The organism is Ruegeria sp. CE9 (genome assembly GCF_056537425.1).
Genome location: NZ_JBQFRO010000003.1, coordinates 60,348 through 79,968 on the forward strand (window position 1 = coordinate 60,348; position 19,621 = coordinate 79,968).

26 protein-coding genes and 3 tRNA genes are annotated in these 19,621 nt (G+C 56.8%); 13 read left to right on the forward strand and 16 right to left on the reverse strand.

Annotated features, from left to right (window positions below; all coding sequences use genetic code 11):
* Positions 1-60 precede the first annotated feature (60 nt).
* Positions 61-444 carry an MAPEG family protein gene (locus ACR0B3_RS07365; RefSeq protein WP_480808493.1) on the forward strand — a complete coding sequence of 128 codons (384 nt, stop codon included), beginning with the start codon at positions 61-63 and terminating at the stop codon, positions 442-444.
* A gap of 7 nt (positions 445-451) precedes the next feature.
* Here ACR0B3_RS07365 and ACR0B3_RS07370 read toward each other — a convergent pair whose 3' ends face one another.
* On the reverse strand, positions 452-604 hold the full coding sequence (locus ACR0B3_RS07370) for a hypothetical protein (protein WP_480808494.1): 153 nt from the start codon (positions 602-604) through the stop codon (positions 452-454).
* A gap of 148 nt (positions 605-752) precedes the next feature.
* On the opposite strand from ACR0B3_RS07370, the gene ACR0B3_RS07375 reads away from it, so the two are divergent.
* The 3 genes from ACR0B3_RS07375 to ACR0B3_RS07385 all read left to right on the forward strand — a co-directional run bounded on the left by ACR0B3_RS07375 (position 753) and on the right by ACR0B3_RS07385 (position 1,887).
* Positions 753-827: transfer RNA gene (locus ACR0B3_RS07375), tRNA-Gly, on the forward strand.
* A 33-nt stretch (positions 828-860) separates the two neighbouring features.
* A tRNA-Gly gene (locus ACR0B3_RS07380) sits at positions 861-935 on the forward strand.
* Positions 936-1,020: 85 nt separating this feature from the next.
* Positions 1,021-1,887: a GNAT family N-acetyltransferase gene (locus ACR0B3_RS07385; protein WP_480808495.1), complete on the forward strand. Its 867-nt coding sequence runs from the start codon at positions 1,021-1,023 to the stop codon at positions 1,885-1,887.
* Here ACR0B3_RS07385 and ACR0B3_RS07390 read toward each other — a convergent pair.
* Positions 1,884-2,123, reverse strand: coding sequence for an Lrp/AsnC ligand binding domain-containing protein (locus tag ACR0B3_RS07390; protein ID WP_170683224.1), 240 nt, complete (start codon positions 2,121-2,123; stop codon positions 1,884-1,886). The two genes, ACR0B3_RS07385 and ACR0B3_RS07390, sit on opposite strands and share 4 nt — an antisense overlap.
* A gap of 154 nt (positions 2,124-2,277) precedes the next feature.
* Here ACR0B3_RS07390 and hisB point away from each other — a divergent pair, with 154 nt between their 5' ends.
* Together hisB and hisH are read left to right on the forward strand one after the other, a co-directional pair.
* A complete protein-coding gene (gene hisB, locus ACR0B3_RS07395; protein ID WP_480808496.1) occupies positions 2,278-2,865 on the forward strand; it encodes an imidazoleglycerol-phosphate dehydratase HisB in 588 nt (195 codons plus the stop codon).
* Positions 2,866-3,504, forward strand: coding sequence for an imidazole glycerol phosphate synthase subunit HisH (gene hisH, locus ACR0B3_RS07400; protein ID WP_480808497.1), 639 nt, complete (start codon positions 2,866-2,868; stop codon positions 3,502-3,504).
* A gap of 4 nt (positions 3,505-3,508) precedes the next feature.
* On the opposite strand, the gene ACR0B3_RS07405 is transcribed toward hisH, so the two are convergent.
* On the reverse strand, positions 3,509-3,910 hold the full coding sequence (locus ACR0B3_RS07405; protein WP_480808498.1) for a DUF2147 domain-containing protein: 402 nt from the start codon (positions 3,908-3,910) through the stop codon (positions 3,509-3,511).
* A 134-nt stretch (positions 3,911-4,044) separates the two neighbouring features.
* Between ACR0B3_RS07405 and hisA the strand changes: the two genes are divergently transcribed.
* Positions 4,045-4,764 (forward strand): 1-(5-phosphoribosyl)-5-[(5-phosphoribosylamino)methylideneamino]imidazole-4-carboxamide isomerase, encoded by a 720-nt coding sequence (gene hisA, locus ACR0B3_RS07410; RefSeq protein WP_170723498.1) that lies wholly within the window; start codon positions 4,045-4,047, stop codon positions 4,762-4,764.
* A gap of 1 nt (position 4,765) precedes the next feature.
* Here hisA and ACR0B3_RS07415 read toward each other — a convergent pair whose 3' ends face one another.
* Positions 4,766-5,212 carry a DUF302 domain-containing protein gene (locus ACR0B3_RS07415; RefSeq protein ID WP_480808499.1) on the reverse strand — a complete coding sequence of 149 codons (447 nt, stop codon included), beginning with the start codon at positions 5,210-5,212 and terminating at the stop codon, positions 4,766-4,768.
* 120 nt (positions 5,213-5,332) lie between these two features.
* Between ACR0B3_RS07415 and hisF the strand changes: the two genes are divergently transcribed.
* The 3 genes from hisF to ACR0B3_RS07430 all read left to right on the forward strand — a co-directional run bounded on the left by hisF (position 5,333) and on the right by ACR0B3_RS07430 (position 7,044).
* The gene (gene hisF / locus ACR0B3_RS07420; RefSeq protein ID WP_480808500.1) at positions 5,333-6,094 is read left to right on the forward strand and encodes an imidazole glycerol phosphate synthase subunit HisF; all 762 of its coding nucleotides are present in this window, start codon (positions 5,333-5,335) and stop codon (positions 6,092-6,094) included.
* Positions 6,091-6,408 (forward strand): phosphoribosyl-ATP diphosphatase, encoded by a 318-nt coding sequence (locus ACR0B3_RS07425; protein ID WP_480808501.1) that lies wholly within the window; start codon positions 6,091-6,093, stop codon positions 6,406-6,408. Before hisF ends, ACR0B3_RS07425 begins: the two co-directional genes overlap by 4 nt.
* Before the next feature lie 69 nt (positions 6,409-6,477).
* Complete coding sequence (locus tag ACR0B3_RS07430; protein ID WP_480808502.1) at positions 6,478-7,044, forward strand: hypothetical protein; 567 nt, start codon at positions 6,478-6,480, stop codon at positions 7,042-7,044.
* A gap of 76 nt (positions 7,045-7,120) precedes the next feature.
* Here the strand turns inward: ACR0B3_RS07430 and ACR0B3_RS07435 are convergent, their stop codons facing one another.
* The 5 genes from ACR0B3_RS07435 to rlmB form a co-directional block, all read right to left on the reverse strand.
* Complete coding sequence (locus ACR0B3_RS07435; RefSeq protein ID WP_480808503.1) at positions 7,121-7,573, reverse strand: GFA family protein; 453 nt, start codon at positions 7,571-7,573, stop codon at positions 7,121-7,123.
* 168 nt (positions 7,574-7,741) lie between these two features.
* A complete protein-coding gene (locus ACR0B3_RS07440; RefSeq protein WP_480808504.1) occupies positions 7,742-8,212 on the reverse strand; it encodes a CoA-binding protein in 471 nt (156 codons plus the stop codon).
* Positions 8,213-8,507: 295 nt separating this feature from the next.
* Entirely contained in the window at positions 8,508-8,876 is a 369-nt protein-coding gene (locus ACR0B3_RS07445; RefSeq protein WP_480808505.1) for a YHS domain-containing (seleno)protein, read from the reverse strand.
* A 176-nt stretch (positions 8,877-9,052) separates the two neighbouring features.
* Positions 9,053-9,328, reverse strand: a complete 276-nt coding sequence (locus ACR0B3_RS07450) for a hypothetical protein (protein ID WP_480808813.1) — start codon at positions 9,326-9,328, stop codon at positions 9,053-9,055.
* Between the two features lie 12 nt (positions 9,329-9,340).
* Positions 9,341-10,114 (reverse strand): 23S rRNA (guanosine(2251)-2'-O)-methyltransferase RlmB, encoded by a 774-nt coding sequence (gene rlmB / locus ACR0B3_RS07455; RefSeq protein WP_480808506.1) that lies wholly within the window; start codon positions 10,112-10,114, stop codon positions 9,341-9,343.
* A 116-nt stretch (positions 10,115-10,230) separates the two neighbouring features.
* Here rlmB and ACR0B3_RS07460 point away from each other — a divergent pair.
* Positions 10,231-10,314: transfer RNA gene (locus tag ACR0B3_RS07460), tRNA-Tyr, on the forward strand.
* A gap of 82 nt (positions 10,315-10,396) precedes the next feature.
* Here the strand turns inward: ACR0B3_RS07460 and ACR0B3_RS07465 are convergent.
* The 6 genes from ACR0B3_RS07465 to ACR0B3_RS07490 form a co-directional block, all read right to left on the reverse strand.
* Positions 10,397-11,848, reverse strand: coding sequence for an ArnT family glycosyltransferase (locus ACR0B3_RS07465; protein WP_480808507.1), 1,452 nt, complete (start codon positions 11,846-11,848; stop codon positions 10,397-10,399).
* Between the two features lie 138 nt (positions 11,849-11,986).
* The gene (locus ACR0B3_RS07470) at positions 11,987-12,523 is read right to left on the reverse strand and encodes a DUF2478 domain-containing protein (protein ID WP_480808508.1); all 537 of its coding nucleotides are present in this window, start codon (positions 12,521-12,523) and stop codon (positions 11,987-11,989) included.
* A 72-nt stretch (positions 12,524-12,595) separates the two neighbouring features.
* Positions 12,596-13,261 (reverse strand): NnrU family protein, encoded by a 666-nt coding sequence (locus ACR0B3_RS07475; RefSeq protein WP_480808509.1) that lies wholly within the window; start codon positions 13,259-13,261, stop codon positions 12,596-12,598.
* 102 nt (positions 13,262-13,363) lie between these two features.
* Positions 13,364-15,427 (reverse strand): ABC transporter permease, encoded by a 2,064-nt coding sequence (locus ACR0B3_RS07480; RefSeq protein ID WP_480808510.1) that lies wholly within the window; start codon positions 15,425-15,427, stop codon positions 13,364-13,366.
* Positions 15,424-16,473, reverse strand: a complete 1,050-nt coding sequence (locus ACR0B3_RS07485) for a quaternary amine ABC transporter ATP-binding protein (RefSeq protein WP_480808511.1) — start codon at positions 16,471-16,473, stop codon at positions 15,424-15,426. The genes ACR0B3_RS07480 and ACR0B3_RS07485 overlap by 4 nt, the downstream gene beginning before the upstream one ends.
* Before the next feature lie 10 nt (positions 16,474-16,483).
* Positions 16,484-17,434 carry an ABC transporter substrate-binding protein gene (locus ACR0B3_RS07490; protein ID WP_480808512.1) on the reverse strand — a complete coding sequence of 317 codons (951 nt, stop codon included), beginning with the start codon at positions 17,432-17,434 and terminating at the stop codon, positions 16,484-16,486.
* A gap of 333 nt (positions 17,435-17,767) precedes the next feature.
* On the opposite strand from ACR0B3_RS07490, the gene ACR0B3_RS07495 reads away from it, so the two are divergent.
* Together ACR0B3_RS07495 and ACR0B3_RS07500 are read left to right on the forward strand one after the other, a co-directional pair.
* Positions 17,768-18,430, forward strand: coding sequence for a DNA-3-methyladenine glycosylase I (locus ACR0B3_RS07495; protein WP_480808513.1), 663 nt, complete (start codon positions 17,768-17,770; stop codon positions 18,428-18,430).
* 42 nt (positions 18,431-18,472) lie between these two features.
* Complete coding sequence (locus ACR0B3_RS07500; protein WP_170758028.1) at positions 18,473-19,159, forward strand: hypothetical protein; 687 nt, start codon at positions 18,473-18,475, stop codon at positions 19,157-19,159.
* Between the two features lie 2 nt (positions 19,160-19,161).
* On the opposite strand, the gene ACR0B3_RS07505 is transcribed toward ACR0B3_RS07500, so the two are convergent.
* Complete coding sequence (locus ACR0B3_RS07505) at positions 19,162-19,569, reverse strand: c-type cytochrome (RefSeq protein WP_480808514.1); 408 nt, start codon at positions 19,567-19,569, stop codon at positions 19,162-19,164.
* Between the last annotated feature and the right edge of the window lie 52 nt (positions 19,570-19,621).

A 19,621-nucleotide genomic window follows, 5' to 3' on the forward strand; every position in this document is an offset into this window, starting at 1 on the left:
TTCTAAGCTAATAAGGGCCGTTCGGGGAACCGGGCGGCCCTAGTAACATCAGGAGGCCCCATGCTGTCCATCACCCCGATTTACGCCGCGCTGGTTGCATTTCTATACGTTGCGCTCAGCGTTAATGTGATCCTTCAACGCCGGAAAGGTAGAATTTCTGTCGGCGATCACGGCGACAAGGCGATGATCAAGGCGATGCGAACCCATGCGAACTGCGCCGAATACGCCCCTTTTGCACTGCTGCTGATCGCTATGGCGGAGTTGCAAGGCGCTGGTGGTTTGCTTTTGAATTTGCTGGGGCTGTCGCTGCTGGCCGGGCGACTCTCGCATGCCTACGGATTTGGCAAGACGCCGCAAATCATCATCTTTCGCCAAATCGGCATGGGGCTGACATTCATTGCCATTCTGATCGCCGCAATCGCGAACCTTATACTGGCTGTTTGAGCACGATTTAGCCCATCAGAACCTGCGTCTCGATCAATGGAGTATGGGAAAGATTCGGTTCCCCATCTGCCAGCGTCTCGTTGTTTTGCGCGCAAAACATCGTGGTCAGCACGATCAACGCCGCCAATGCCGCCATTTTTATGTCTGCAATACTTGCCATGTCCTGTTCCCAATCCCACATTTCGTTCACTGCAATGGTTCTTAAACACCGCCGCCCTGGAATTCCGTCGAAAGATTTTTGCGCGTTTTTGTGTTTTTCCGCTTGCAGCCTCGTGTTGGAATTTATACATCCCTCCTCACTCAACGGCGCGGGCGTAGCTCAGGGGTAGAGCATAACCTTGCCAAGGTTAGGGTCGGGCGTTCGAATCGCCTCGCCCGCTCCATTGAGAGGTCTTCGGACCACACACGTATCTGATGCGGGCGTAGCTCAGGGGTAGAGCATAACCTTGCCAAGGTTAGGGTCGGGCGTTCGAATCGCCTCGCCCGCTCCAGATACCAAACCGTTCAAACACACTGGTTCTTTCGCTGGCATTGCGCCATTCTGGCCGTGATTTCAATCACGCACGGGATTTGCTTATGTCGGACTATGTCATTCGCCCACTTACCGCATCCGAGGTCCAGCACGCCGTGGATTGGGCTGGGCGCGAAGGATGGAACCCGGGCGTTCATGATGCCGAGTGTTTCCGCCCAACGGACCCGGATGGCTTTTTAGGCGGGTTTCTGGGCGGCGAGATGATCGCCTCGGTTTCTGCCGTGAATTACGACGACAAGTTTTCCTTTCTGGGGTTCTATATCGTCAAGCCAGAGTTTCGCCATCACGGGCACGGACTTGAAATCGCAGGGCATGCGCTGGCCCATTGCACGGGGCGGAATATGGGGCTGGATGGCGTGGTCGAGCAGCAGGACAACTATCGCAAGTCGGGCTTTACCTTTGCCTACAACAACTATCGCTTCGCCGGGACCAAAGACCGGATACTGGGAAAGCTGGGGGCTAGACCGAACGTCAACATCTCGGACCTGAGTGGCGCAACAGACGATTTGAAAACATATGATCGCGCGCTCTTCCCTGCGCCGCGCGACCTGTTTCTTGACAGCTGGCTAAGCGCGTACAACCATGTTTCGAAAGTCTATACCGAGAATGGAAAGATCAAGGGGTATACAACATTACGCCCCTGTCTTACCGGGTATAAGGTCGGCCCCCTGTTTGCGGATACGTCCGATATAGCAAAAGCTTTGCTGTCTTCTGTCCTTTCGGCGATCCCCGAAGATCACAACGCGCATGAAGTATTCATAGACATGCCACAGCCCAATGCCGCGGCGTTTGCGTTGGCCGATGAGCTTGGGCTGGACAAGGTCTTTGAAACTGCGCGGATGTATTCGGATCACGAACCAGACATTGATCTGGATCGCATTTTTGGCGTGACGACGTTTGAGCTGGGCTAGAACGCCTTGAACGTCATCGTGGTCAAGGACCGTTCGATATTGGGAATCACCAGCAGGTTTTCGTTGATGAAATGACCTACATCCTCAGATTCAGGGATATAGAGTTTCAGCAGGAGGTCAAATTCGCCGCTTGTCGAATACAGTTCCGAGTGAATTTCGCGCAGGGCAATCTCTTCGGCGACTTTGTAGGTGGTTCCGGGTTTACAGCGGATCTGAATGAAGACGCAGGTGGACATGGGCCGGGCCTTGTTGGTTCGTGTTGACCGCAGGCTGGCACGGGCCGCGCCCGGGTGCAATCCCCTGCAACAGTTTGCAGCGAAGGCTGAAACCGGTCTGGATAGGCCGCTCATCCATGTCTATAAGCGCGCCTGTAGCAAAAGGAATTCGCCCATGCGCAGCGCTAAAATCAGCCGTCAGACCGCCGAGACCGAGATCTCGGTCGAGGTTAACCTGGACGGCACAGGTCAGTATGACAACCAGACCGGCGTCGGGTTCTTCGACCATATGCTGGATCAGTTGGCGCGCCATTCGCTGATCGACATGACGATCCGTGCCAAGGGCGATTATCACATCGACGACCACCACACGGTCGAAGATACCGGCATCGCGCTGGGTCAGGCACTGACGCATGCACTGGGAGACAAGAAGGGTATTCGGCGCTATGGCGAGTGTCACCTGCCCATGGATGACGCGCAGGTGCGCTGTGCGCTGGACCTGTCTGCCCGGCCTTTCCTGATCTGGAATGTGGACCTGCCAACACCCAAAATTGGCAATTTCGACACCGAGTTGGTGCGAGAATTCTTTCAGGCCCTCAGCACCCATGGCGGCATTACGCTGCATATCGATCAGTTGCACGGCTTCAACAGCCACCACATTGCCGAAGCGGCCTTCAAAGCCGTCGCGCGCGCGCTGCGCTTGGCGGTCGAGACCGATCCGCGCAAAGCGGATGCGATCCCCTCGACCAAGGGCGCGCTTTAGATGCTGACAGCCATCATTGACTACGAGAGCGGCAACCTGCACTCGGCGGAGAAGGCGTTTCAACGGATGGCGCGCGAACTGGATGCGGGCGAGGTCGTCGTGACATCGGATGCAGACGTCGTCGCGCGGGCCGACCGGCTGGTTCTGCCCGGTGATGGAGCTTTCCCAGCATGCGCCGCCGAATTACGCGGCCACAAGGGCATTTATGACGCGATGGTCGAGGCGGTCGAGCAGAAGGGCCGCCCGTTTCTGGGCATCTGTGTCGGCATGCAACTGATGGCGACGAAAGGCCATGAATACGCTGAGACCGACGGTCTGGGCTGGGTTGCCGGTGATGTCGTGAAGATTAGGCCCTCAGACAGCGCGCTCAAGGTACCGCATATGGGCTGGAACGATCTGGTTCTGGAAAGCGATCACCCGGTCTTTGACGGGGTGAAATCAGGCGATCACACTTATTTTGTGCACTCCTACCATTTCCGCGTGACCGATCCAGCGCAACGGTTGGCCTACGTGGATTATGGGCAAGAAGTCACGGCCGTGATCGGCCGCGACACGATGGTTGGCATGCAGTTCCACCCTGAGAAAAGCCAGGATGTGGGTCTGCGCATGATCGGAAACTTCCTGACCTGGGCCCCCTGAGGGGTTATTGAACCCGCGTCCAGGTTTGTCCTTTGCAAATCAGGCCACCCGCAACACAACCCTTGACGATCAGCTTGTTCTGGCCGTCCAGCGTCATTTTTGACGTGTATGTCTTGTCGTTGTCCGGGTTCCATATCTTGCCATTGTCATAGGTGCCATTGCCTCCGGGAATCATGTCCCAGATGAGTTGCTTGCCCAGATTGGGGTATTCCAGCACCTCATTGCCATCCTTGTCAAAGGCGGTGTCGATGGTGCCACAGATTGCGCTGCCGCATTCCGAGATGGTTACGTGCACAAATCCGCCCGAGTCGCCCGGGCCGACTTTCCAAAGGCCATCCACCGGATCATCCGCAAGGGCTGCAGTGGCCATCGCGGCAAACCCTGCCGCAAGAGTAAATGTCTTCATAGTTTTCTCCCTGTATCTCCGGCCAGTCTGAACTGCCATTCGGCACCCGGCAAGATTGACTTAGCGTCGCGTTGCACCCCTGCCCTGCCTGTGCGATATCCCGCGCGTGTAACAGAGATATAGGGCCGCCTGACATGATCCTCTACCCCGCCATCGACCTAAAAGACGGCAATGCCGTGCGCCTGCTGCGTGGTGAAATGGACAAGGCAACGGTCTTTAACGAAGATCCAGCAGCGCAGGCCCGCGCCTTTGTCGAGGCGGGTTGTGAATGGCTGCATCTGGTGGACCTGAATGGCGCTTTCGCGGGTGAGCCTGTTAATGCGGCTCCGGTCGAGGCAATTCTGAAAGCATGCGACGTGCCGGCGCAGCTGGGCGGTGGCATCCGGGACATGGCCACAATCGAAACCTGGATCGAGAAAGGTCTGGCCCGAGTGATTCTAGGCACCGTGGCGGTCGAGAACCCTGATCTGGTGCGCGAAGCTGCCAAAGCCTTCCCCGGCAAGGTCGCCGTCGGAATCGACGCGCGCAACGGCATGGTCGCCACCAAGGGCTGGGCCGAAGAAACCGACGTGCAGGTCACCGATCTGGCGCGCAGTTTTGAAGACGCCGGAGTTGCCGCGATCATATACACCGATATCAACCGTGATGGTGCGATGCAGGGCCCGAATATCGATGCCACCGCTGCGCTGGCGCAGGCGGTTTCGATTCCCGTGATCGCCTCAGGCGGTGTCAGCTCGCTGCACGACCTGATCGCCTTGCGCGATTGTGGAGTTGAGCTGAACGGCGCGATCTCGGGCCGCGCGCTCTATGATGGCGCGATTGACCTGGAAGAGGCCATTCGCGCCCTGAGTTAAATTACTGGGCGGCAGCGGCGGTCAGCTTCGCCAAAGCGCCGCGCATTTTCTCGATGACCGGAGACTTTTCGACCTCGTCAAGCTCGTCCATCGTCTCTTTCGGGTCTTCATAGGCCAGCCATACCTGCCCGTTTGCGTCCTCGTAGGCCTGCACTTTCAATGGCAGAAAAAGTCCCGCGCGTGGGTCGATCTGCATTGCGGGCGTGCCCAGCGCAGGATTGCCGAAAATCAGCACCTGATTGGGCGGAATGGGCGTACCGACCTTTTCCGCCCCTGCTGCGTGGTCCACGCGCGCGAACACGGTCGCGCCTGCGTTGCCGACAGCAGCTTCCAGCGCGTCCAGCGCCTCGGCCACGGATTTGTTGGTTTCCACTTTGATAATGTCGTCAGCCATGGCGGATAGCGCGCCTCCGAATACGAATATTGAAGCCAAAAGAAGATGTCTCATCTAGGTAATCCTTTTCGTGAATTTCACCCCTAATTTCTATGGCTTCACGCTGGATCACAATCACAACTCTGGCATCGGCGAGGCTTTGCCGGTAAGGGTGCGGCCAACAAAGGATAGCCGATGCTGAAAACCCGTATCATTCCCTGTCTGGATGTCGCTGATGGTCGTGTGGTCAAAGGTGTGAATTTTGTCGGCCTGCGCGACGCCGGTGATCCCGTCGAGTCTGCCAAGGCCTACGACGCCGCTGGCGCGGACGAGATCTGTTTTCTGGACATTCACGCCACGCATGAAAATCGCGGAACAATGTTCGATGTGGTGCAGCGCACGGCCGAACAATGCTTTGTACCGCTTACTGTGGGCGGTGGTGTGCGCACCAAAGATGACGTGCGCGCCCTGCTGCTGGCGGGGGCGGATAAGGTCAGTTTCAATTCGGCCGCTGTCGCCAACCCTGATGTGATCGCCGAGGCGGCAGATCAGTTCGGCAGCCAGTGCATCGTCTGCGCCATCGATGCCAAAACGGTCAGCCCCGGAAAATGGGAGATTTTCACTCATGGCGGTCGCAAACCAACAGGCATCGACGCAGTTGAATTTGCTAAAACCGTCGTCGCCAGGGGCGCGGGGGAAATCCTGCTGACTTCGATGGATCGTGATGGCACCAAGGCCGGATTCAACCTGCCCCTAACCCGCGCGATCAGTGACGCGGTGGATGTGCCGGTGATCGCCAGCGGTGGCGTGGGTAATCTGGATCATCTGGTCGAAGGTGTGACCAAAGGTGGGGCCAGCGCAGTACTTGCCGCCTCGATCTTCCATTTCGGTGAATACACCATCCACGAGGCCAAGGAATATATGGCCGCCGCTGGCATTCCGATGAGGCTGACATGAGCATTCTGCACGATCTGGCCGCCACGATTGAGGCGCGCAAGGGCACTGATCCTGACAGCAGCTGGACCGCCAAGCTGTTGGCCAAAGGTCCCGAGAAATGCGCCGAGAAATTCGGTGAAGAAGCCATTGAGGCAATCATCGAAGCCGCCAAAGGGGACAGGGAAAAACTGACCTCCGAGGCGGCTGATGTGCTTTACCACCTGCTGGTAATGCTGGCTGCGCGCGATGTTGCGCTGGACGATGTGCTGGGCGAACTGGCCCGTCGACAGGGCACCAGCGGCATCATGGAAAAGGCATCCCGGCCAAAAGGCTAAGCGGGTTTCGTGCAATTACCCGGCCCGCTATACTCCGGGTTCGGGTGCATTGAGGCAAAGGGCGCGCAGATGATCAGAGCTTTGGTGTTCGCAGCAGCACTTGCCACCCTCGCGGCCTGCGCCACCCCTCCCCCTTCCTCTGGAGATGAGGTCCAGCGGCTTGCCGCCGAAATCCAAAGCCTCGGCCCCGATATCGACCCAGAAGAAGCCACCCGCGCCGCCCGCATCGCTTATGCCTATACTGCGCAGCTGGTGCAGGAATACGAAATCACCGACCCGCCCTTGATTCACAATGCCAAGGTCAACAAAGGCGTGCGCCCGCGTGGTCTGTGTTGGCATTGGGCCGAGGATATCGAGCGTCGTCTGGATCAGGAGCAATTTCACACGCTGGAAATGCACCGCGCCATCGCCAATGCGGACAATCCACTCCGCATCGACCACAGCACCGCCATCATCAGCCGCAAAGGGGAGAGCATGTACGAAGGCGTCGTACTGGACCCCTGGCGCTATGGCGGGGTGTTGTTCTGGTCGCCCTTGGTCGAAGACACACGCTACGATTGGGTTCCGCGTGAAGTGGTTCTGGAAAAGCGTCGCCAGGAACAGGCTGGGCAACTGACCCCGTTGGCAGCGAACTGAACCCCCAGTCAATCGTCAGACTTCTCTGTCGTCGGGCTCCAAAGTGCTTAGCGCCTCTGCATAATTGCATCGGAATTCAGCTGTTTGAATAATCACTAATAAGCGACTGCAGTTCTTCCTGTGTCTCCGGAATTTTTGAGTAGCTGCGCACCACGGGAATATGCACCCAAGGCATCTTCGCTTCGGTCATCACTTCGAGAAATGGCGTAAATGACGCGGCTTGGTCCAAGATCGACGTCCGCACGTTGACCCGCTCCGGTGCTCCTTTGAGCTGCGAATAGATGAAGTTATAGCATGACTTGCAAAAATAGTGCGCGCGCTCGACCGACCCAAGCCCACCCCGAACCAGATCGCCGTCATGGGTAAAACTATCGCTTGGGAACATCGTGGTTAGTGAAAACGCGCTGGCACTGAATTTTTGGCAATCTCGACAGTGGCACGCAACGGTCAACAGGGGCGTCGCCGTCACACGAACCCGCACCGCACCACATAGGCAGGCACCTTCAAATGGTGGTTCAGGAATCGACATTGTTCTTAGCTCTCTTTCCATTTCACAGAACCCTTTGCAGGGATCAGACTGGTTCAATTTCGCGAGGATGGGTATTAGCGGGTCGCGCACGATCGGCATTCAATCAAAGCCGACCGGGAGTCGATCATAGCGGGTCTTCGGAGCGGAAGAGCAAGAGCCACGACCTGCTCAGAGTTTGGACGAAATCACGCCCGTTGCAAACCCGCCCATTCGCAGTTCACCAAACAGGCGTTGATATTCGATCTTGGGGCACCGATTCATTACTACGTCCACTTCGCGCTCCTGTGCTTTGGCTGCGGCCTCAGCATGCTCAACGCCAATCTGCATCCAGACCGTACTTAGGTTCGGAAACGCGCTCAAAGCCTCGTCAACAATGGGTGGCACAGCCTCGGACCTGCGGAAAATGTCCACCATGTCGACTGGCTCTGATACTTCGGACAAAGACGCCCTGACCGTCTGGCCAAACAGTGCTTTGCCCGCATGTCCCGGATTAACCGGTATGACCTTGTAGCCCTTCAGCGACAGGTAACGGGCCACATAGTAACTGGGCCTTACCGGGTTCATGGACACGCCGACAACAGCGATAGTCTTGGTCCGCTTCAACACCGTTTTCAGGAACTGGTCAGAGTAGTCAGGCATGAACGCACCCTAAACGCCACGCAGAAAAGAAAAAAGCGCTCAGGTAATACCTGAGCGCCAGTTGTTGGAACGAGGGACAGTGAAATGACCCGCGGCAGTTCCATTCCGCGGTCACTGTGACATTTAGGCATGAGTTGATTAAAAAAAAGGGGCGGTGCGCATTTTTGTGATGACAATTCACAAAAGGCGGAAATCTGCCGTTTTGCGGAATCTTGTTTTTAGCAGAAGAACATCGCCTACAGACGCTCTGCATCGGGTGGAAGCCCGACAATCAAAACAGATCAAGTGCGCTCAGTTAATACAGGACTGCAGGCCAATGCGCGTCGGCTTCACGGATATTCTGAGCGACGTTTTGCTTCCAAATACGCTCAATCGCCTCAGAATGTGTCAGATACAATTTGCCGTCCACGATCTGCCATGCGTGCGGGTCAGTACTGCTCAGTAGACCGGTCGCCATCGCATAGGCGCAATACCCACCAAATTGCGGAGCAAAGGCCCTCGGGTTCCGCTCAAATCGATCACGATTCTCTTCAGATGCAAACCGCCAGGTGGCACCTTTCCACATAAGCGTGATATCGGGACTACCCTTTACTGGCTCTCCTAACCTAAAATAGGACACTGCATCGTAACCTGATATCGCTAGCCCATTATCCGCATAGAACATGGGCTTTTCCTGCGCCCCGACAGCAGGAGCGAACACTACACAAGAGAGACTGGTTAAGAAGGCACGTCGGGACAGCATTGGTGAATCGTTTGTTCGCATTCAGAAGGTTTTAAGATGCATATTTCATGCCGCATCGGAAACCCCCATGACGCCGATGTGAACAGGCGTGCAATGGTTCAGTCGAACACGTCTTCGATCACATCCCAAGCTTCATCCAGCACCTTCGAGAACAAGCCACGCTTTTTCTTCTTCTTGTATTTCTTGTTCTTATTTGTCGGTGAATAGTCGTTCGACGGCCGCTCGGCTAGCTTGGCCTTTGGCACCATCTTGAGATTGTGCAAAGGCGCGCCACAGCTGGCGCAGCTCAGCTCGTGCTGTTGCTTTCCCCTAAGAACCAAAGCGGCGCGGGTCCCGCAATAGCAGCAGGTGGCAATTTTATGCGGAGTGGAAATTTGGGCCTCCTGTCATCTGGGTTGAGATGCATATAGTGCAATCGCCGCAGCATTTGAGACATTGAGAGACCCAAATCCGCCCGCCGCGTCAATTTTCACCAGTTGATCCACAGTCTCTTTGGTTTTTTGTCGCAACCCTGGCCCCTCGGCCCCGAGGACCAAGGCCACTGGCCGATCGCGCTTCTCCCTTAGCGTCGCTTCGATGGTCTGCTCGGCTTCTCCATCCAGACCTAGGACAAAGAACCCCATGTTCTGCAACTCGATGATAGCGTCGGCCAAGTTGCGCACACGCAGATATGGCTGTCGTTCCAAGGCCCCGCTGGCAGTTTTGGCCAGCGCGCCGGTTTCGGGTGCCGAATGGTGGCGCGTTCCGATCACGGCGCTGGCGCCCAGCACTTCGGCCGAGCGTAGAATCGCACCAACATTGTGTGGGTCGGTCACGCGGTCCAACAACAACACACGAGGGTTTTCCTGCCCAATACAGTTTTCGGCAAGTCCACCCCATTCCAGCGGCTTGACCTCAAGCGCCGCGCCCTGATGAACCGACCCCGGATCGATTGGAGCCGTGAATTTTCGCGGATCAGCCATCTCGGGTGTAATCCCTGCAAATTCAATCGCTTCGATCAGTTTATCATTGGCGTTTCGCGTCACAATCAAGCGTAATTTGTGCCGTTTGGGATTCATCAGCGCATCACGAACAGCGTGTATTCCGAACAGCCACACGGTTTCCGCGGCAGCAGCTTTGCGCGCCTGCTCTTTCTCAACGACCCACTTTGGTTTCTTCATTTTACGGGCCTCCGGGCCGGGAATTCGGTTTCCTGCGTCAAAGCGGTATTTTCCTGTTGACGCCCTTTAGACGCGCTAGTAATCACGCCTCCACGTCAGGTGCAACGCCTGACAGTGGGCGACAGGCCGCAAGGTGTGGCAGGGGACTGTAACTCCCTCGCGGAGACGCACGCCTGGTTCGATTCCAGGGTCGCCCACCACTTACCTTTCATGCATATTTAGACCTTTGGCATTTAGGTAAATGCGTTGCCGCACCGTATGCTCTCAAGGCTTACGTCCAAGCTATTTTGACACTGGCCCAAATGACAGCGTCATCTCCTCATCTGTATCAAAACGATAAGGCGCGGTCAGAGTTTCAACCAGATTAGGGTCGATATCGTTAGGCGCTCTTTCTCCGTCCTCCCAAACCCGCAACTCAGCGTTTGGTTTGCGAGGATCGCGATCACTGTAAATGGAATGCGCTGGCGCGAAATATGCCATGTTTCCCGCTATCCAGTTATCGGCGACAATCGCGCTGCCAGGTTCGACTTCTGCCAGCATCTGCGAAGTTAGCTCAGCAAATGGTGCGGCACGCTTGGCATCTCCGGCCAGATTATGGTGAAGCATCGCAATTCCAACAAACCCGGCCAGAACAACGCTAATCTGGGCAAAGCGTCGGGCACCGATCTCTCGTGTTCGCGGCAATATCCACAATACCAGAAGCGGGCCAGCATAGATCAAAAGTGGCTGCAACCATCGGTCCTTTACGTTGGTGCTGCCGCTAAGAATCACAACGACAACCATAAGCACCAAAGACCAGACGACCGTGCGCGTCATCAATCGGAATAGATCATCCTGTGCGGTAGCCGCGCCTTGTTTGCGATAGACCACCCACAGGACGCCCAATACCAGCAGCAAGAGCGAAACGAAGCCAGCGGATGCCAATGCCAGTTCTGTAAGTCCCTGCACTGCGACCAAGCCGGTGGGGCCTTCACTGCTCATGTCCAGCTTGCGGGCGCTGGCTAAGGCCTGCTGAGAGTTGTTCAAGACCCAAAGCATCGGCGGCGCAACGAGAATAGCGGCAACTCCAACTGAGATCAGCAACCGAGGAGACCAGAATGGCTTGCGTGTCTCCGGGGCGCTAATCGCTGCAAGAAACATGGCCAGCAATGCGATGGCATAGTTGTATTTCGACAAACAGCCCATCGCGACAACCACGCCCAGCACAACGAAACCCCGGGTCGTCGGCCTTTGGATCACATGCCACATGACGGCAAAGGTCAGGACTGAACAGAGATTGGCCAGAACCGAGTGAGTCAAGGCCCGCTGCGCTTCCCAGCTGAACTGGTAGAGCATCAGTAACGATAAGACAGACAACCCCGCCATCAGCGGGTTTTGTCTACTTCGGATGACCATGTACAACGTGACAACGGTTGCCAGAAGCATCGCGTTTTTGAGCAGCGACAATCCCAGAATGCTGGGTCCGGTAATCTGGAAAATACCCCATTGCAGCCACGCATAAAGCGGCAGCTGCGGACCATAGCCCCATTCAAGCTGTCGCGCATCCAGAAGTATCTCGGCCTCGTCCAGACCAAGCGAACCACCGGTTGCAACGCGCAGCACGACGTGAAGCAAATAGTAGCCAACAAACAGACCAATCCAGAATTTATCTGTCGATATCAGCTCTGTCGAGGTCCCGGCATTTTGCTCGGCTGATATGGAAGCCCTGTCTGACCCGCCCTGCCAATCGTTCATGGATCTGCCCATTCCGTCGGCGTCCGCACAGTTCATCTGGCCGCCGGGTTTCAACTTTGAACGAAGCTAGACCCGAAGACTGGGCTTAAGTCCACTAGTTTCAACTATGGCAGGCGTAACAAGATAAGGGTCAAGACATCAGCCGGCAGAAGTAGCAGTATGCTGCGCGCTGGCCTGCGATATCTTGTCGAACCATTCGGTCAGGCTACCGATATCGGGGCCGAGCGCCTCGGCGATCCCGCCAGCAAAATCCTGAAACTTTTCGATGTTCAACTGATTGAGCCCGACCAACACTGGAATGTCACGCTCTAACGCATCCGCGATGATTGGGCGGAACCCGCGTCCATCGGCCTCGTGCTTACCGAATTTGTTGACGATCAGCAGGTGCGGCGCGTCCTCAAGCGAACGAGTTACAAGGCCGACGGCCCGCTCCAACTCTGCTGGGTCCAGACGGCAGCCGCGTGCGTTCTTGCCCAAGGATTGTGAGATACGGATGATCTCACCGGTCGGAATGACCTTAAGGTCCATATCGCACTTGTATCCATCGGCACAATCGGTGTTTGTCTGAACCACTCCGGCAAGCGGCGTTCCTGCGCTTACAAGCCCATCCGCAAACGCGCTGAGCAGACGATCAGTTGCGCCGCGATCAGTTGTCGTAACATAGGCCAGATGCATGATTAGGACCTCAAATTTCAATTCATGACGTTTCAGATAGCACGCGTCAGCCCAGCCGACCACCTTAAGCGATCAAGGCAATGGTGAAAGCCCGATCACAGGTGTGTGCAGGTGAAGGAGAGCCGAATAGACAGCGAGTGCAGCCAGCCAAACCCAGGGGCGCGGCCATGGGCGAGGTGCGTGCAGCGACAAACGCGCAGTGTCGCGGGACAGCCGATGCCAGTCTGCACCCATCTTTTGGGTGGTTCGACGATCGATCAGAGCCATCCCCATAACTGCAAAGACTGCGAACAAACCAAATAGGATCACATGTGACAAGCCACCATTGGCCAGAAGGTGGGCCAAGGCCCATAGCAACAGCGCCACAAGGATCGGATGGCGTGTTGAGCGCAAGATACCGGGGTTTTCGGGATCGAAGGGACGGTTCCCCAACCCGCCGAATGAGAACGGGTTTTGGATCGACAAACCCGCAATGGCCAACCAGCAGACCACAGGCATAATCAACAGCGGTACCCAGCGAAAGACGAACAGCGGCGGAATGACCTCAATATAAGGCGCATTAGCTGCGGCAATGATCAGCCAACCCAGAACCGCCAGTGAGGCTAGCGAATATGCGGTAAAATAACCGGTACGCCCTAGTGTTCCAATTAGCCAGCCGCGCACCGCCGGGCGTGCCGGGATCATATGGCTGAGAAGGAAAGTGGCGAGCGCTGCAAGGAAAAGGCCCCAACCGGTCATGGTAGACTCCGAACGTGTTGAGCCCGGTTTAGGCCTTGGCGAAGGGCAAGTCTTTGTCTGAAATCAAGTGAGGCGAGGGCGATTTCCCGCCCCTGCCCTGTCTCAAAGTCCAAGCGCTTTGCGGCGTTCTTCGGCAAAACCCTGAACCATCCGGTCAGCGATCAGTGCCAGAATCGCCATGGCAGCCCCTGCCGAGATGCCAAGCCCTACATCCGCTTGCCCCAGCGCCAGATAGATCGACTGACCCAAACCGGTGGTACCGATCAGGGCCGCGATTACCAACATCGCAAAGGCGTAAAGGATGGTCTGGTTCAATCCCAGCAAGATGGTCGGCGCAGCATAGGGCGCGCGGACATCACGCATGATCTGCCACTCGGTCGCGCCGCTGGAGATTGCGGCCTCCATCATTTCTTCGGGCGTGTTGACCAGGCCGTGCCGCGTGTAACGGATCATCGGGACGATGGCATAGGCGCAGATTGCCAGGAAGGCCGAGAACTCACCAATCTGAAACACCATCAGCACCGGGATCAGGAACACGAACAGTGGGATCGTCTGCAGCATGTCGCAGATCGGGCGCACGATAGTCCAGACCGGTTTCCAGACCGCGCTGGCCAGACCAATCAAACCGCCCAGAATGGCGCAGAAAAACACCGCCGCGCCGCTTAGGTAGAGCGACAGCAAGGCGCGCTCCCACAGACCCGAGACGAGGATGGTGCACAGCAATCCCACACACAGCGCAGCCAGACGCCAGCCTCCTGCCACCCAGCCCAACGCGGCTGCGCCAGTCAGGACAAACGGCCATGGCAGGTTAGAAATACCAGTCTCCAGCATCCCAATCAGGATCAGCACCACCAGACCGCCAGTCAGGTGCCCGCGCCATGCCATCAGTAAGGCGACTGCGGCCCCTGCGGCAAACAGGCCATAGCTCATCGAAGGCGTCCACGCAAAACCCCATGTGAAGGGCAGCACCGCCTGATCCAACCCGATCCGAAGCGGCAACAGAACATAGAACAGCGAGTTGTTCTTGAGCGCATCCAACCATGGACCATTGGCTTGCGTGAACGTGGTCAGGCCGTTGTCGATTGCCGTTGCCATCGGGTCCAGTACGGTCAGCTCCGACGGGTTCGGCAGCCACACCCAGAAGGCCGCGGTAAACACAACTGCAAAGCCCAGCATCGCCCAGACCACGCGGCTGTCATAACGTTTCCGCTCGGTCGCCAAGGTGCCGCTCATCCGGTCGATCACTACGGCGAAGACAACGATGACCAGACCGGCCATCAGGGATTCGCCAAACTGCGCCTTGCGCATGGTCAGCAGAACTTCCCAACCGATGTCATTGAAGCCACCGATAACAGCAGCAATGATCACCATCGACAGCGCCGCCATCAGACACTGGTTCACGCCGACCATGATTTGCGTCGTTGCGGCAGGGATTTCGACCTGAAACAGCTGCTGCAGACGGGTGCCGCCAGACATGATCGCGGCTTCTTTGATCTCGGATTCCACCCGTTCCAGCCCCAGCATCACATTGCGTGCCATTGGCGGGGCCGCGTAGATGGCCGATGCGATCAGACCCACTACCGGGCCAAAGCCGAAAAGCAGTAGCAGCGGTGTCAGATAGGCAAAGGTTGGCACCGTTTGCATGATGTCCAGAACGGCCTGTACCAAGGCCTTCACGCGAGGAACCTCATTGGCGAGGATACCAATCGCGCCACCCATGATCAGTGCCACCGGTACAGACACGGCCACAAGGGCCAGGGTATTCATGCTCTCAGCCCAATAACCGGAGGCCAGCACAAAGCTGAGACCAAAGAACCCCAAGGCAGCCATCGGCAGCCCGCCCAGATACCAACCTAATGCGGTGACGATACCGATCAGGATCGGCCAAGGCGTGTTCCCCAGTACGAAATTTGCCCAATTCATCGGATAGGCCATCAGGTCCGAAAACAATCGCGCCGCTGGCTTGATTCCGTTCAGGAACCAATCGAGGAAGGCACCGACCCACTGGGTTGCAGGTAGCTCCCAGGCAGCGGGCCATTTGACCAGCCATGGCGCGACACCCTCCAGCACAAGACACACTGCGCCGACGATCACTGTGATCAACGCCGCCTGTGCCCCTGTGGTCAGTCGCGCCTGCTGCGCGGGGATATCCGTCGCGGCAGTCATGCCTCATCCACCTGCAACGCGGCAGCCAGATCGGACGGGTGCACGGTACCCACAACATTACCGTCTGCGTCACGAACCGGGACGGGCTCATATAGCTCCATGCAATGCGCCAGCGCGGCGTCCAAGGTCATCGAAGTGGTCAGGCCCGGATCGTCTGGCCCACGCTCTCCGTCGTCTCGCATTACCGAGGCGACCTTGGCGTGCTGGCCTTTGGCCACGTCTTTGGAGAATTCGCGCACATAGTCGTCGACCGGGCGCAAAACGATATCCGTGGGCGTCCCGATCTGAACGATCTTGCCATCGCGCATGATCGCGATGCGGTCAGCGAGTTTCAGCGCTTCTTGTATGTCGTGTGTGATGAACACGATGGATTTCTTCAGTGTCGCCTGAATACGCAGGAACTCATCCTGCAATTGGCGGCGGATCAGTGGATCTAGGGCCGAGAACGGCTCGTCCAGAAACCAGATATCCGGGTTCACGGCCAGCGACCGCGCGATTCCTACGCGCTGGCGCTGCCCGCCCGAAAGCTGACGTGGAAAACTGTCTTCGCGGCCTTCAAGCCCGACCAGAGAAATCACCTCTTGCGCGCGGGCCAGCCGTTCCTTTTTGCCCACCCCCTGCACGCGCAATGGATAAGCCACGTTTTCGGCCACGGTCATATGTGGGAACAGACCAAAATGCTGGAACACCATGCCCAGCTTTTTGCGGCGCAGTTGGGTTAGGGTCTTCTTCGAGGCCCCAATCACATTCTCGCCGTCCACACGAATCTCACCGCCTGTACCGGGCAACAATTGCGAGATGCAACGGATCAGAGTGGATTTGCCCGAGCCTGACAGCCCCATGATGACGAATAGCTCGCCCTCTTTGACTTCGAAATTGGCGTCCTGAACAGCCGGGATGAACCCGTGTTCGCGCAAATCGGTGGCGGCTTGGTCGGCGTCATTCCCTGACCGAGACAGCGCGTCGGTCAGGGCTTTGTCAGCGCCGGTGCCAAAGACCTGCCAGAGGTTCTGGCAGGCAATGGCTGGCGTATTTGCGTCAGTCACTTAGGCAGGCTCACTGGGTTGCAGCGTCAACAACCGGACGCCACTTGCCTTCATTCTCGGCCATCCACGCGGCAACAACTTCTTCGACTGTGCCGCCGTCAACGTCGATCGCACCCATCATGGGCTGCTGATCTTCGACTGCCAGTTGATAGTTGCTGAGGATTTCATAGGCAGCAGGCCATTTGTCTTCCATGCCGCTCCAACCGGCCTTGAAGATGCGCGAGGGCGAGAAGTCGCAATCGTTCACCGCGTTGGGGTTCGGGCCCCAAGCAGGATCGCTAAAACACGCCTCTTCACCCGCAGGCAGATCAACGAATTGCACATCATAGGCTGACATGGCCCAATGCGGCTGCCAGAAAGTGATCAACAGCGGTGATTTCCGCTCGGTCGATGCGCGCAGCTCGGCAATCAGAGCTCCTTCGGAACCTGCAGGAACCGCTTTGAACGGCAGCTCCAGACCGGTCATCCGATCTGCGCCGGGTGTGCCCCAATCGGCCGGATAATCGACCAGTCGACCACCGGGCAGCGTTTCAGCGGTCGCAAAAACCTGTGCGCAGTCTTTCAGCGCTTCCCATGCGGGCAAGCCGGGGCACAGTTCGGCCACGTGTGCGGGATAGGCGATACCTTCTTTTGCATCGAGGCCCAGATCACCAATTTCTACAACGGTGCCTTCATCAATCTTTTTGGCATATTCGTCAGACACGTTTGACGACCAAATCTCCAACGTGGCATCGATGTCACCATCAGCCAGCGCCTGGAACTGGTTCATCATGCCAGCCGTGACATATTCAACGTTGTAACCAGCGGCCTTCAACATCTCGCCGGCGACATGGGTGGTGACATGCTGTCCGGTCCATTCGTTGATCGCCAATTTGATAGGCTCATCCACGGCGCCCATATCCGCCGCATGAGCTGACCCGGCAACGACCAAGGCCAACAAGCTTACGCTTAGCTTTTTCATGATTCAACTCCCTGTTCTTTTTCTCGCCCTGAGACGGCACCGCGACCGTCTAGGAATATTCGTAGTCACAGCACTGTCGCAACATGCACAAGTTTGGTCGAAAAAGGAAAGGGAACAGTTGCTCTGGCTCCGACTTAATTCATTAAGCAGAAGCCCTTGCCCCATCCCCATTGCACTTATCCGACATTGCACATGCATGGCACCGTTCGTACCGAAACGTGAAAGATATTGATTGACTAGTCAATATAAAACATTTGATCGGCCATAAGATCAGGTTTTTGATTGAAAAACTGGGCCAAGATGCCAGCATCAGGATTGTGGAGGGCTCAATCGATGCATCATTTTGACGAGATATATGAGATTTCGGCGGCGCGACATGGCGGGCCTGAGCAACTTGAAAGCAAGCTGAGCAAGCCGAAATCGATTGCGGAATTGGAAGCGTTGCCGGATGATCGCTGGCTGTCGATTATCACGAGAACTATATTTCAAGCCGGGTTTAGCTGGAAAGTCATAGAGGCAAAATGGGACGGGTTCGAAACCGCCTTCGACGGGTTCGACATCGGGCGCTGCGCGTTCATGGATGATGAAAAATTCGACGCCTTGCTTCAGGATACCCGTATTGTACGAAACGGAACCAAAATCGCCGCGGTGCGCGACAACGCCGCATTTCTTCTAGAACTCCGCGCGGAAGGTGGCGTTGGGCAAACTCTGGGAGGGTGGCCTCCGCAAGACTATGTGGGGCTGTTGCAAATGCTTGCCAAACGCGGATCGCGGTTGGGCGGTGCCTCGGCTCAATATGCAATGCGTTTTGCCGGGCGAGATAGCTTTATTCTGTCCCAGGACGTGACCGCGCGTTTGATTGCTGAGGGCGTTATCGACAAACCCGCAACCTCTAAAAAGGCCATGGCCGCCGTGCAGGATGTATTTAACACGTGGATGGAACAATCGGGCCGATCCCTGACAGAAATCAGCCGCGTTTTGGCGATGAGCCTTTGAAAACGACTTGCCGCACCAATCTGCTGCGTTAGGCTTATCATTATGCATCGCCCCTTGCTGATTTTCGTCTTGTTGCTGTTTGCATCCTGCGGTCGCCCCCTGACTGAACATGAAAGGGCATTTGCAAGTAATATCCACGGAGAAACTCTGGATTTGGATCGCGTGCGATTGGTCGAAGGCGCGCCGGTTGCAGCCGTCACATTCACTCGCAAAGCCCGCCCCCGGATTGCATGCCGCGAACGCATACTGCCCCCTGTCAAAGAGGAAACCGTAACCGGTAAGCCTGCGGGTGTCGCACTGTTTAACCACGTTTATTTCACCAAGGATTGGTACCTGGACGACTATATGAGTCAGTACCCTGAACGAGTGAACCTGATTGCGGCCATGTTGCTTGCGCACGAGCTGACCCATGTCTGGCAATGGCAGAATCGTAAAACCACGGGCTATCACCCGCTCCGGGCTGCGGCAGAGCATGGCAAGAAAAACGACCCCTACCTGTTCGACCTTGAAACCTCGCCTGACTTTCTGGCCTATGGCTACGAACAACAGGGCGCGATTGTCGAAGAGTACGTGTGCTGCCGCGCGCTCGACCCGGATGCGCCGAGAACCAAGCGCTTGCACGACATGCTAAGCGCCCATTTTGACGTCAAGACGCTTCCCGGAAGCAGGCGCGAAAGCGACGTTCAAATCCCATGGGCGGGTGCCGAGATTCAGGGGATCTGCCGCTAGGCTCAGCCCTCCTGCAGTGTTTTCAGATATTCGACCAAATCTGCAATCGGTTTGCTCGTCAGGATCGGTTGGCCGGCCGGAGTTTTGATAGCGGTGTCGTTGCCTTCAAAATAGGGGCCGTAGACCGGCATGGGGCTGCCATGGCTAACCAGCGGGTCACGCCCATCAATCCGCGCCACGACACGAGCGATTGGAAAGACGCCATCCGCGTCGGCCAGCGCCTTCAAGTTTGTAGGCTGAATCACAAGCACACCAGCCATCGGCCCATGCCCGGTTGCATCCAGCCCGTGGCAAGTGGCGCAATAGTGTTGGTAAAGTTCAGCGCCAGTCTCGACGTCTTGCGCCAAAACAGGTTGTGACAATGCGGCCAGCATTGTCAGCGGAACTGCGCCAAGTATCGATCGGATCATCGCTTTTCTCCCTTGTGCACTAGAAATCGAGACTTGCCCGACGGCCTTGCTG